The organism is Serinicoccus profundi (assembly GCF_008001015.1).
Lineage (GTDB): Bacteria > Actinomycetota > Actinomycetes > Actinomycetales > Dermatophilaceae > Ornithinicoccus > Ornithinicoccus profundi.
Map to the genome: position 1 here is coordinate 2562802 of NZ_CP042862.1, position 12265 is coordinate 2575066.

12 protein-coding genes and 1 tRNA gene are annotated in these 12265 nt (G+C 72.8%); 6 read left to right on the top strand and 7 right to left on the bottom strand.

Features of this window, described 5'->3' with window-relative positions:
- Positions 1-36: 36 nt before the first annotated feature.
- On the bottom strand, positions 37-603 hold the full coding sequence (locus FA582_RS11895) for a DinB family protein (RefSeq protein WP_010148724.1): 567 nt from the start codon (positions 601-603) through the stop codon (positions 37-39).
- Between the two features lie 61 nt (positions 604-664).
- Between FA582_RS11895 and FA582_RS11900 the strand changes: the two genes are divergently transcribed.
- Positions 665-1609 (top strand): helix-turn-helix transcriptional regulator, encoded by a 945-nt coding sequence (locus FA582_RS11900; protein ID WP_010148725.1) that lies wholly within the window; start codon positions 665-667, stop codon positions 1607-1609.
- A 15-nt stretch (positions 1610-1624) separates the two neighbouring features.
- On the opposite strand, the gene FA582_RS11905 is transcribed toward FA582_RS11900, so the two are convergent.
- The 4 genes from FA582_RS11905 to FA582_RS11920 all read right to left on the bottom strand — a co-directional run bounded on the left by FA582_RS11905 (position 1625) and on the right by FA582_RS11920 (position 5742).
- Positions 1625-2482 (bottom strand): YdcF family protein, encoded by an 858-nt coding sequence (locus tag FA582_RS11905; RefSeq protein ID WP_010148726.1) that lies wholly within the window; start codon positions 2480-2482, stop codon positions 1625-1627.
- 17 nt (positions 2483-2499) lie between these two features.
- Entirely contained in the window at positions 2500-3720 is a 1221-nt protein-coding gene (rocD, locus tag FA582_RS11910) for an ornithine--oxo-acid transaminase (RefSeq protein WP_147899825.1), read from the bottom strand.
- 123 nt (positions 3721-3843) lie between these two features.
- Entirely contained in the window at positions 3844-5184 is a 1341-nt protein-coding gene (locus FA582_RS11915; RefSeq protein ID WP_010148728.1) for an MFS transporter, read from the bottom strand.
- A 27-nt stretch (positions 5185-5211) separates the two neighbouring features.
- Complete coding sequence (locus FA582_RS11920; RefSeq protein WP_010148729.1) at positions 5212-5742, bottom strand: TetR/AcrR family transcriptional regulator; 531 nt, start codon at positions 5740-5742, stop codon at positions 5212-5214.
- 52 nt (positions 5743-5794) lie between these two features.
- Between FA582_RS11920 and FA582_RS11925 the strand changes: the two genes are divergently transcribed.
- A complete protein-coding gene (locus FA582_RS11925) occupies positions 5795-7312 on the top strand; it encodes an MFS transporter (RefSeq protein ID WP_010148731.1) in 1518 nt (505 codons plus the stop codon).
- Positions 7313-7324: 12 nt separating this feature from the next.
- Here FA582_RS11925 and FA582_RS11930 read toward each other — a convergent pair whose 3' ends face one another.
- Positions 7325-7822, bottom strand: a complete 498-nt coding sequence (locus FA582_RS11930; protein WP_010148732.1) for a YajQ family cyclic di-GMP-binding protein — start codon at positions 7820-7822, stop codon at positions 7325-7327.
- A gap of 97 nt (positions 7823-7919) precedes the next feature.
- Here FA582_RS11930 and FA582_RS11935 point away from each other — a divergent pair.
- The 4 genes from FA582_RS11935 (at position 7920) to folP (ending at position 11175) form a co-directional block, all read left to right on the top strand.
- Positions 7920-8002: transfer RNA gene (locus FA582_RS11935), tRNA-Tyr, on the top strand.
- A gap of 191 nt (positions 8003-8193) precedes the next feature.
- Entirely contained in the window at positions 8194-8748 is a 555-nt protein-coding gene (locus FA582_RS11940; RefSeq protein WP_010148733.1) for an RNA polymerase sigma factor, read from the top strand.
- 68 nt (positions 8749-8816) lie between these two features.
- Positions 8817-10211 (top strand): hypothetical protein, encoded by a 1395-nt coding sequence (locus FA582_RS11945; RefSeq protein ID WP_010148734.1) that lies wholly within the window; start codon positions 8817-8819, stop codon positions 10209-10211.
- A 16-nt stretch (positions 10212-10227) separates the two neighbouring features.
- Positions 10228-11175 carry a dihydropteroate synthase gene (gene folP, locus FA582_RS11950; protein ID WP_033229277.1) on the top strand — a complete coding sequence of 316 codons (948 nt, stop codon included), beginning with the start codon at positions 10228-10230 and terminating at the stop codon, positions 11173-11175.
- 168 nt (positions 11176-11343) lie between these two features.
- Here the strand turns inward: folP and htpX are convergent, their stop codons facing one another.
- Positions 11344-12219, bottom strand: coding sequence for a zinc metalloprotease HtpX (gene htpX / locus FA582_RS11955; protein WP_010148736.1), 876 nt, complete (start codon positions 12217-12219; stop codon positions 11344-11346).
- Between the last annotated feature and the right edge of the window lie 46 nt (positions 12220-12265).

Here is a 12265-nt window from a genome sequence, read left to right on the forward strand (position 1 = left end):
GCGCACCTGTGGGGCGCCCGGTCCCCCGGGCGATGCTCAGCGGGAGCCGTGCGCCCACAGGTCGCGCAGCAGGGCCACCTCGGCGAGGTGGTGGATCGTCTCCCGGTTGAGGTGCAGGACCAGGGTGAGCATCGGCGCCTGCGCCCACGGACCTTCCGCGGGTCCGACCGGTCGGCGCAGGGCGTCGGCGTCCAGCGCCCGCACCCCGGCGACCCAGGCGGCATACGCGGCGTCCAGCTGCTCGAGCGCTTGCTCGGCGGTGCCGGCGTAGTCCCAGCCGAGGATGTCTGCGGGCGGCCCACCGAAGTGGCTGTGGGCACGACTGCCCAGGACCCCCACGATGACGTGGCCCAGTCGCCAGGCGATCGAGGTGACCGGCGCCGGTGTCGGCTCAGGGTGGGCCCAGTCGAGCTGCCAGCGCCCCCCGCCGGCCCGCGCGGTCACCGACGGCGGTGGCTGCTCCTCACGCGGACGCGCGCTCCAGGTGCCGGGCACCGGCTCCCAGAGGTACTCCTCGTCGGTCAGTCCGTCGAGCCGTGGGCGGGCCTGGTGCCTCCAGTGGAAGTCCAGCTGGTCGAGGAGGGCCTCGGTGATCTCGTCCATGCGCCCAGCCCAGCACCACCGGCGGACACATCGTGTCCGCAGTCCGTGGCAGCATCGGGCCATGACCGATCCGACGACGCGGGTGCTGCGCCTGCTCGGGCTCTTCCAGACGCGGGCGCTGTGGACCTCCGAGGAGCTCGCCGACCGCCTCGGCGTCACGACCCGCAGCATCCGCCGCGACATCGACCGGCTGCGCGAGCTGGGCTACCCGGTGCGCGCCAGCAGCGGCACGGGCGGCGGCTACCAGCTCGGGGCCGGCGGCTCGCTGCCCCCGCTCCTGCTCGCGGAGGACGAGGCGGTCGCGGTCGCCGTCTGCCTGCGGCTGGCGGCGGGCGGCACCGTCGCCGGGGTGACCGACAGCGCCGTCCGCATCCTCGCCAAGCTCGACCAGGTCATGCCGGCCCGGGCGCGCGAGCAGGTCGCGGCCATCCACGACAGCACGGTCACGGTGGGCACGGCGCGGGCGGTGGTCGACCCCGAGGTGCTCATGGCCGCCTCCCGCGCCTGCCGCGACCGGCTGCGCGCGACGTTGCGGTATGTCGCCCGCGACGGCGAGGAGTCGACGCGCCGGATCGAGCCGGCGACGCTCGTGGCGGTGAGCCACCGGTGGTACCTCCTGGCCTTCGACCTCGACCGCGACGACTGGCGCAGCTTCCGGCTGGACCGCGTGCAGGAGCTCACGGTCGGGACCCTGCGGGGCGCGGCGCGCGACGTGCCGGACCCGGCGGCCTACATCACCCGCTCGGTGACCCGCGCCCCCTACCGCTGGGTGGCGACGGTGCGCGTGCAGATGGGGGTCGAGGAGCTCAGCGACCGCGTCTCACCGCTGGCCGGGGAGGTGACCGAGCTCGCCGACGGGTGGTGCGAGCTCGTCACCGGAGGGGAGAGCCTGGACTACCTCGCCTGCGAGCTGGTCATGCTCGGCACGCAGGTCGAGGTCCTCGACCCGCCCGAGCTCGTGGCGCACCTGGACGTGGTCTGCCGACGGCTCCACCGGCCGGGCTGAGGCGCACGAGCGCGGTCAGCGCGCCGCGAGCCCGACGAGGACCGCGACGGCGATGACGACCGCACCGGCCACGACGTGGGCCCACCGCGCCTGCTTGAGCACGATGAGCAGCTCGCGCAGGTAGGCCCCGACCGGTAGCTCCATCGGCACCGGCACCCCCACCACCCGCAGCGGCAGGCGGTGGCGGGCGACGAGGAGTCGGGTCCGGGCGGCGTGGTAGGCGCTGGTCACCACCGCGTAGGGCGGTTCGGCCCCGCGCCCGCGCAGGAGGTCGGTGGAGAGCAGGAGGTTCTCCTCGGTCGTCGTCGCCCGGTCCTCGAGCACCACCGTGGCCGACGGGTCGGCCTGCCTGACCCACCGCTCCATCGCGACGGCCTCGGCGGGACGCCCCTTGCGGCCGCGCCCCCCGGTGAGCACGAGCGGGGCGAGGAGGCCGGTGGCGCCGGCGGCGCCCAGCGGCCCCGGCAGGGAGGCGAGCGCGGCCAGCCCGCCCCGCAGGCGCGCGGCGAGCTCCTCCCCCACCTCGCCGTCGGGCACCGGCGCGCCGAGGACGATGACCGCCCCGGAGCCGGAGGCGGCGCCGGGACGGGTCAACCGCCACCGGACCAGCAGCAGGGCCACCATGACGATCCCCGGCCAGGCGGCCAGGACGAGCAGGCCCGCGCCGAGCCCGACGAGCGCCGGGGCGGCGGCATACCCGAGCAGGAGCAGCCCGGCGATCGGCGCGATCAGGGTCACCGGACCCCCGATGAGCGCGCCCCGGGTCTCGCCGTCGCGACGGCCCCGCGCGAGCCGCTGGACGGCATACGTCAGGAGCAGTCCGGGCAGGACCAGACCCAGCAGCGCCAGGACGCCCCCGGCGAGCAGGAGCACCCCCGGGAGGGAGGCGTTCAGCCGCGGGCCTCGGCCAGCACGGAGGCCAGCGTGTCGGTGACCTGGCGCAGCTCGTCCTCGGTGATGGTCAGCGGCGGCGCGAGGCGGATGGTCGAGCCGTGGGTGTCCTTGGCGAGGACACCCTTCTTGGCCAGCGCCTTGCAGGCCTCCTTGCCGGTCATGAGCTCGGGGTCGATGTCGATGCCGGCCCACAGACCGCGCACGCGCACCGCCTCGGCCCCGTGGCCGACGAGCTTGCCGAGCTCCTCGGCGAAGACGCCCTCCAGCTGCTTGGCGTGCGCCTGGTGCTCGCCGGTGAGGAGCAGGTCGACGACCGCCTTGCCGACCGCGGCAGCGAGCGGGTTGCCGCCGAAGGTCGAGCCGTGGGTGCCCGGGGTGATGACGTTCATGACGTCGGCGTCCGCGGCGACGGCCGAGACCGGCACGATGCCGCCGCCGAGTGCCTTGCCGAGGGTGTACATGTCGGCCTCGACGCCTTCGTACTCGCAGGCCAGGGAGGTGCCGGTGCGGCCGAGGCCGGACTGGATCTCGTCGGCGATCATGAGGACGTTGCGGTCGGTGCACAGCTGGCGCAGGCCGGGCAGGAAGCCCTCCTGGGGGATCATCACGCCCTGCTCCCCCTGGATCGGCTCGACGAGCACGGCCGCCGTGTTGTCGGTGATCGCGGCCTCGATGGCGGCCAGGTCGCCGTAGGGCACCGCGACGAAACCGGGCGTGTAGGGACCGTAGTGGTCGTGCGCCTCCGGGTCGTCGGAGAAGGAGATGATCGTCGTCGTGCGGCCGTGGAAGTTGCCGTCCATGACGATGATCTCGGCCTGGCCGTCGGCCACGCCCTTGACCTGGTAGGCCCACTTGCGGGCGATCTTGAGGGCGGTCTCGACCGCCTCGGCGCCGGTGTTCATCGGCAGGATCATGTCCTTGCCGACGAGCCGGGCGAGGGCCTCGCAGAAGGGGCCGAGCTGGTCGTTGTGGAAGGCGCGGGAGGTGAGGGTCGAGCGGTCCAGCTGGTCCTTGGCGGCCTGCACCAGCCCGGGGTGGCGGTGCCCGAAGTTGAGCGCCGAGTAGCCGGACAGCGCGTCGATGTAGGTGTTGCCCTCGACATCGGTCACGTGGATGCCCTCGGCGTGCTCCACCACCACGGGCAGCGGGCTGTAGTTATGGGCGGCGACCTGGTCCTCGAGGTCGATGAAGGCCTGGTTCGTGGACAGCTCAGTCATGCTCGTCATCCTAGGGGTCGGGGCGGGGAGGGAGTGGCCGGGTGCGGGGACATGACCACACCGCGCTGTGTAGTCATGCACGACTCAGTATACCTATGCATCCCGTGCGACGGTCCGCCTCGATCAGCTGGTCTCGAGGGCGTCACCGGCGTGCTCCGGCAGCAGGAGGTATGCCGCCGCCGCACCGATGACGAAGGCGCCGCCGAAGATGGCGAAGAGGACGGCGTTGCCCCAGGCGCCGAGGACGACCGGCACCAGCAGGGGTGCCGCGATCGAGGCGATCCGGCCGAAGCCCGCCGCCGCGCCCGCCCCGGACGCCCGGACGCTGGTCGGGTAGATCTCCGGGGTCACGGCATACAGCGCACCCCAGGCACCGAGGTTGAAGAAGCTCATCGCGCAGCCGGCGGCGATGATCTGCCACACCTCCCCCGCCATCCCGAAGGTCACCGCAGAGACCGCCGACCCGAGCAGGAAGCTGGCCAGCGTCACCCGGCGACCCCACACCTCGACCAGGACGGCGGCGACCGCATACCCCGGCAGCTGGGCGAGCGTGATGACCAGCGTGTAGCCGAAGGAGCGGACGAGGTCGAAACCCTGCGCGTAGAGCAGGCTCGGCAGCCAGATGAACGCGCCGTAGTAGGAGAAGTTGACGCAGAACCACACCAGCCAGATCCCGAGGGTGCGCACCCGGTAGGCCGCGGACCAGAGCGTCCCAGGGGTGCGGGGCGGCGCCTCCGGCAGCGGGCGGCTCTCCTCGTGCGGGAGGCCGGCGGAGTCCTCGAAGGCGCGGACGACCTCCTCGGCCTCGGCGACCCGCCCCCGCCGCTCGAGGAAGAGCGGAGACTCGGGCATCCCCCACCGGATGACGACGGCATACACCGCCGGCACCAGCCCGACCGCGAAGGCCCAGCGCCAGCCGTTGTCGCTGATCGGCACGACGAAATAGCCGATGAGGGCGGCCAGGAGCCACCCCACCGCCCAGAAGGACTCGAGGATCACCACCATCCGGCCGCGGATCCGCGTCGGCGACAGCTCGCTCACCAACGTCGAGGCCACCGGCAGCTCGGCGCCGAGCCCGATCCCCACGAGGAAGCGCAGGACCAGCAGCGCGGCCAGCCCGCTGACCAGCGCGGAGGCACCGGTCGCGAGACCGTAGACGAGCAGCGTCAGGGCGAAGACGGTGCGCCGGCCGTAGCGGTCGGCGAGCATCCCGCCGAAGGTCGCCCCGAGCGCCATCCCGACGAACCCGATGGACAGCAGCCAGGACTGCTCGGTCCGGGTCAGATCCCACTGCGTCGCGATGGCGAGGCCGACGAAGGAGATGAGCCCGACGTCCATCGCATCCAGCGCCCACCCGGTCCCGGACCCGAGCAGCACGCGGGTGTGGGCCCGGGTGTAGGGCAGCCGACCCATGCGCTCCGGACGGGTGGGCAGCGACGGGGCCGTCACAGAGGTGCTCGCCATAAGCACCGATGGTATGCCGCGCCGGACCTACCGCGGCACGGAGGCGAGCAGGGCGAGGGTCCGGTCGACCGAGTCGGCCGGCAGCGCGTCGCGACCGCCCAGGGCGGTGCGGACGTAGATGCCGTCGCTGACGCGCAGCACGAGGAAGGCGAGGTCGGGGTCGCCCAGCGCCTCGGTCAGCGCGGCGAGGTAGTGCTCGTCGAGCTGCTGCAGCGCCGCACGGGCCACATGGTGCTCGTCGAGCTGGCCGAGCTTGAGGAGCGCGAGATAGGTCCGGTCCAGCGGCTGGTTGGCCGCCACCGACTCCCGGAGGAAGACCTCCAGCGCGTCGGGCATCGAGGACAGCCGGCGCTCCTCGGCTCCACCGAAGACCGCCAACCGGTCGGCCAACCCCTGCACGAGGGCCTCCTTGGACCCGAAGTGGTAGAGCAGGCCGCCCTTGGACACCCCGGCCTGGTCCGCCGTCGCGGCCAGCGTCGCCGCCCGCTCCCCGTGCTCGATGACGAGGTCCTCGAAGGCGTCGAGCAGGCGGGACCGCGTCTGTTCACCCTTGGACATAGCTCCCATCCTACCGTCGCGAACTAAACCGTCCAGACGGTATAGTAGAGGGATGACCACGACTCCTCTCGCGCCGACCGCTGCGGCGCCCAGCGCCACCCGCCGCGACTGGGCGGGCCTCGCCGTGCTCATGCTGCCGGTGCTCCTCGTCTCGATCGACACGACGGTGCTCAACTTCGCCCTGCCGCAGATCGCGCGGGCCCTCTCCCCCACCGCCGCCGAGCAGCTGTGGCTCATCGACGCCTACCCGCTCGTCCTGGCCACCCTGCTCGTCACGATGGGCACCGTCGGGGACCGCATCGGTCGGCGCCGGCTCCTGCTCATCGGCGCGACCGGCTTCGCCGGCGTCTCCGCCCTGGCCGCCTTCGCCCCGACGGCCGAGCTGCTCATCGCCGCCCGGGTCGCCCTGGGGGTCTTCGGCGCGACGCTCATGCCGGCCACGCTGTCCCTGCTGCGCACGATGTTCCTCGACCGGTCCCAGCGACGGCTGGCCGTCGCGATCTGGGCCACGGGCTTCTCCGCCGGGTCGGCCGTGGGCCCGGTGGTGGGCGGGGTCCTGCTGGCGCACTTCCACTGGGGCTCGGTCTTCCTCGTCGCCGTCCCCATCCTGCTGCCGCTGCTCGTGCTGGGCCCCTTCCTCATCCGCGAGTCCCGCGACCCCCACCCCGGTCGCATCGACCTCGTCGGGGTCGCCCTGTCCATGGCGGCCCTCGGCGGCCTCGCCTGGTCTATCAAGCACACCGCGGTGGCCGGGCTCGACGCCGTCGCGGTCGCGGTCCTCGTCGTGGCCGTCCTCGCGGGCGTCGGCTTCGTGCGCCGGATGCGTCGCGCCGCCAACCCGATGCTCGACGTCAGCCTCTTCGCCGTCCCCGTCTTCTCCGGCGCGCTGACGGTCAACCTGCTGAGCATCGTCGCGCTGACCGGCTTCCTCTTCTTCGTCACCCAGCACCTGCAGCTCGTCGAGGGGATGCCCCCGCTGGAGGCCTCCCTCGTGCTCGTGCCGGGGGTGGTCGCGATGGTGGCCGCCGGGCTGCTCGTGGTCCGGGTCGTGCGCCACGTCCCGCCGGGCCTGGCCGTGGTGGGGGGCCTGGCCTTCTCCTTCTGCGCCTACGCCCTGCTCGCCCTGGGCGGGACCGGCATCACCGTGCCGCAGATCACCCTGGCCTTCGTCCTGCTCGGGCTGGGGATCGGCGCGGCCGAGACGATCTCCAACGACCAGATCCTCACCGCCGTGCCTGCCGCCAAGGCCGGGGCCGCGTCGGCGGCGAGCGAGACGGCCTACGAGTTCGGTGCGGTGCTCGGCACCACCGTGCTCGGTGGGCTCCTCACGGCGGTCTACCGCTCCTCCCTCACGATCCCGGCCGGCACCGACGAGGCCTCGGCCGCCGCGGCGCGGGACACCCTGGGTGGCGCCGTCGCGGCGGCCGAGCGGACCGGCGACCAGGCGCTGCTGGAGTCGGCCCGCGCCGCCTTCGACGCGGGGGTCGGGGTCACGAGCACCGCTGGGGCCGTGCTCGTCGCCGGGGCGGCGCTGGTCGCCTGGGTCACCCTGCGCCGGGCGGAGCGGTGAGACCTCGCGCGCTCAGCGGTAGTTGGTGAACTGCAGCGCGACGTCGAGGTCCTTGCCCTTGAGCAGCTGCTGCACCGCCTGCAGGTCGTCGCGCGACTTGGAGGTGACCCGCAGCTCATCGCCCTGGATCTGGCTCTTGACGGTCTTCGGCGCCTCCTCGCGGATGATCTTGGAGATCTTCTTGGCGTTCTCGCTCGAGATGCCGCTCTTGAGCGCCGCCTCGAGGCGGTACTCCTTGCCGGAGGCGTAGGGCTCCCCGTCGTGGGTGTAGTCCAGGTGCTTGAGCGAGACCCCGCGCTTGACGAGCTTGGTCTGCAGGACGTCGAGCACCGCCTTGCACCGCTCCTCGGAGTTGGCGGCCATGGAGATGCTCTCCCCGTTGAGCTCCACCCGGGCGCCGACGTTGCGGAAGTCGTAGCGGGTCGAGATCTCCTTGGCCGCCTGGTTGACGGCGTTGGCGACCTCCTGCTGATCGACCTTGCTAACGATGTCGAAGGACGAGTCGGCCATGGGCATACCTCCTGTGTCGTGACTGGCCGGTGACTCACGCACGAGTTCGGAGCACCGGGATAGGACTGTTAGCATGTCATCCGCGCTTTGGCGCACTGGCAGGTTGTCCGAGCGGCCAATGGAAGCGGACTGTAAATCCGTCGGCGTATGCCTACGCAGGTTCGAATCCTGCACCTGCCACAGAAGCGGACGGGCACCGGGAGACCGGTGCCCGTTCTGCGTCATACCCCCCCCCCCCCCCCCCCCACCAGGTATGCCGTCCCTCCCGACGCAGCGGCACGCCGCGTGGTGACTGCAACAGGTCGGCGGACGCGGACATAGTGCAGGTGGACGGGCCGACGGGGCCCGACCCTCACACCGCAGGAGGAGCGATGGCCCTACGCCTCGCTGGGACCCACCCCGACCAGGGGCCACCCGGGAGCACCCGGGACACCGCGTGGTTCGACGGGTTCTTCGCCCAGCACGCGACTCAGATCCACCGGTACTTCGTCCGCCGGGCCGCCGGCAACGACGTCGACGACCTCACCGCGGAGGTCTTCGCGACCGCGTGGCGACGCCGCGACAAGATCCCGGCCGATTTCGCACTGCCGTGGCTCTACCGCACCGCGTCCTACGTCCTGGCCAACCACCGGCGCAAGCCGACGCTGACCCTGCTGTCCGACTACTCCGGCCACGAGGGCGGCGACGGCCTCGACCAGCACATGCGCAGCGTCGACCCGGCCGACCTCGTCATGGCCGACGACGAGGTGCGCCGCGCCCTCGGCCGGCTGAGCACCCGCGACCGCGGCATCCTCATGCTCCATGCCTGGGAGGGGCTGGACGGGGAGGGACTCGCGCAGGCCCTGGGCCTGACCCGCGGAGGCGCCGCTGCGGCGCTCTCCCGGGCCCGGGCCCGGCTGCGCGAGGCCTGGGAGCACGACCACTGACTCATCCCCGGGCCACCAAGTCCGGCACCACCGCACGATCACGCACCACCGCTCGAAGGAGACCGATCATGGTCCAGCACCACAGCGACGAGAGCCTGCACCGCCTGCAGGCCAGCGACCCGGCCACCGGGTCCCACCCCGACCTCAACCGGCTGCGCTCGCTCATCGCGCACAAGGCCCCCGCCAGCCAGGGCGCCGACCGCGCGACCCGGGTCGATGAGGACCTACTCGGGGGCCCGGCGATCCGGGCGCCGTGGGTGGCGGCCGCGTGCATCGCGGCGCTCGCCATCGGCGCCGGAGGGTATGCCGTCGGTGCGCAGCGCGGCACCGGCACCCTGCTGGTCGCCGGCCAGGACTCCCTGCTGTCCCCCGCCGGGGCCGGCATGGACGCCGGGCTGAGCGCCGAGCTCTCCAGCGGGTCGGTCGCCACGAGCAGCTCGGCCGGCGAGTCCGCCCCCCAGCCCTACGACCCCGGCCCGGTCCGGCTGGTGCCGGCCGACTCCCTCTCCTCGGAGCGCTCCACCGCTGCGGTGCGCGTCCTGCGCAGCGACGAGGACCCCGAGGCCTTCCTCGAGGAGTGGGCCCGGACGCTCGGCCTCCAGGGCGAGCCGATGGCCAGCGACGAGGACTTCTTCCCGGAGGGCAATGTCGGGCTGGCCGAGGCCGAGACCGGTCGGATGATCAGCGCCAGCACCGAGGGTGGCGGCCTGCACGTCTCCTACTCCGACTTCTTCTCCTCCCCCTACTGCCGGGAAGAGCTCGCCATGGCGCAGGGCCGCGAGCGCGACACGATGCAGGACTACTGGGAGGCGACCTTCGGGTCGGACACCCCGCTGCCCACGGTGGACGACTGCCGCGAGATCACCGGCGAGCGCCCCACGGACGAGCAGGCCGAGCAGGCCGCCCGGGACTTCCTCACCCTCGCCGGGGTGCCGACCGAGGGGTTCACCTTCCAGAGCAGCGACTACGACCGTGGTTCCTCCGTGGTCTACGTCGAGGCCGCCCCTCCCGGAGGTGCCTACGGCCCGAAGCACGTGAGCCTCACCGTGGGCCCCTCCGGTGTCATCGACGCCAACGCGGGGCTGGGCGAGATGGTCTCCATCGGCGACTACCCGGTCATCTCCCCGGTCGAGGCGGTGGAGCGCTACGGGCTGCGCGAGTTCAGCATGGAGTACGGCGTCCAGCTGCCTCAGGACCTCGAGGACCTCGCGCCGGTCCGCGACGGCGACCTGACCTTCATCGAGCCGAAGATCCCGGACGTCCCGGAGGTCGCGGACGGGATGCAGATCCCGCTGCTGCTCAAGGACAAGGAGGTCACCGGCGCCCGCCTCGTGCAGGCCACGATGTACACCCAGGCCGGCAGCATGGAGGTCCCCACCTGGGAGCTCACCACCGATGACGGCATGAGCTACCCGGTCATGGCCGTGGCCGATGAGTCGATCGACTGGATCACCTGGGAGTGAGCCGACGGATGGGACGATGGCGGGTGTGACCACACCCGCCATCGTCGCTGTCCCGCTCCCCCGGCCTCCCGCGCTCGTGCTGCGCGGCCAGCGCTTCGACGCGGCTCGTCCCGCCGTCATGGCGATCGTCAACCGGACCCGGGACTCCTTCTGGGCCGGCAACCGCCACGCCGTCCTCGACGACGCGATGGCGGCATTGCACGCGGCCGTGCGCGAGGGCGCGGACATCGTCGACGTCGGCGGGGTGCGCGCCGGCCAGGAGAGCGAGCACGTCGACGCCGCCGCGGAGATCGACGGGGTCCTGCCCTTCCTCGAGGCGGCCCGGGCGGCCTATCCCGACCTCGTCCTCTCCCTCGACACCTGGCGCAGCGAGGTGGCCCGCGCGGCGGACGGCCTGCTCGACCTCGTCAACGACACCTGGGCCGGCCACGACCCCGAGCTGGTGGGCGTGGCGGCCGACCTCGGCGCCGGCGTGGTCGTCTCGCACACCGGTGGGCTCCCGCCGCGCACCGACCCGGTGCAGGTCCGGTATGCCGACGCCCAGGGCAACGACGAGCTCGCCGTCGTCCGTGACGTGGTCACGGTCCTGGCCCGGGGGGCGCGGGTCGCCGTGCAGGCGGGGGTCCCGCCCGAGCGGGTGCTCATCGACCCGACCCTGGACTTCGGCAAGACCACGCGGCACTCGCTGGTGACGTTGCGGCATACCGCCGATGTCGCGGCCCTCGGCCACCCGGTGCTGCAGGCCCTCTCCCGCAAGGACTTCGTCGGCGAGACCCTCGACCTGGAGGCCGACGAGCGGCTGGAGGGCACGCTCGCCGCGACCGCGGTGGCGGCGTGGCTGGGCACGGCGGTCTTCCGCGCCCACGACGTCCGGGCGACCCGGCGGGTCGTCGACATGGTCGCCAGCATCCGCGGGGACCGGCCCCCGGCCCGCGCGGTCCGGGGCGAGCCGACCGACCGCTGAGGAGCGCCAGCCCGGGGTCACATCGGCAGGGTCGTGAGACGACCTGGGCAAGGGTGGACCCCACGCTGCACCATGGCCATGCTGCAGCGTGTCGACTCCGCTTGCCCAGGTCGCGTCAGAGCAGTGTTGGCGTGCCCAGCGAGAGCCGCGCCCTGGGGCGGGTCGTGATCAGAGGCGCTCGATGCCGGGCTGGTTGCCCTGGGCCATCTGCTCCAGCCGGGCGATGCGCTGCGCCATCGGCGGGTGGGTCGCGAACATCTTCGTGACGTCCTTGGCGCGGAACGGGTTGGCGATCATCATGTGACTGGCGTTGACGAGCTGCGGCTCGGGGGCCAGCGGGGCGCGGGCGGTGCCGGACTCCAGCTTGCGCAACGCCGAGGCCAGCGCCAGCGGGTCTCCGGTGAGCTGGGCGCCGTCCTCGTCCGCGTCATACTCCCGGGTCCTGCTGATCGCGAGCTGCACCACCGTGGCGGCGAAGGGCGCGAGCAGCGCCATCGCCAGCAGGGCGAGCGGGTTGGCGCCGTTCTCCCGGTTGCCCCCGCCGAAGAAGAGCGCCATTTGCGCCACCGAGGTGATGACCCCGGCGATGCCGGCGGCGACCGAGCTGGTGAGGATGTCGCGGTTGTAGACGTGCATGAGCTCGTGCCCGAGCACCCCGCGCAGCTCGCGCTCGTCGAGCAGGTGCAGGATGCCCTCGGTGCAGCACACCGCGGCGTGCTCGGGGTTGCGGCCGGTCGCGAAGGCGTTGGGCGCCGCCGTCGGGCTGACGTAGAGGCGGGGCATGGGCTTGCCCGCCTGCTGGGAGAGCTCGCTGACGATGCGGTACATCGCCGGCTGCTGCTCGGGGGTCACCGGCTCGGCACGCATGGCCTTGATGGCCAGCTTGTCGGAGTTCCAGTAGCTGTAGAACGTCGTGGCCAGCCCGAAGATCGCGAAGAGCCAGATGAACCGGCCGCCGCCGATGAGCGCACCCATCCCGAGGAAGATCGCCCAGATGGCGCCGAAGAGCAGCGTGGTCTTCAGCCCGTTGTAGTGCCTGTGCATGACCGGTCAACGACCGGTGGTCCTCGCGGTGTTCCCGGGTGTTCCC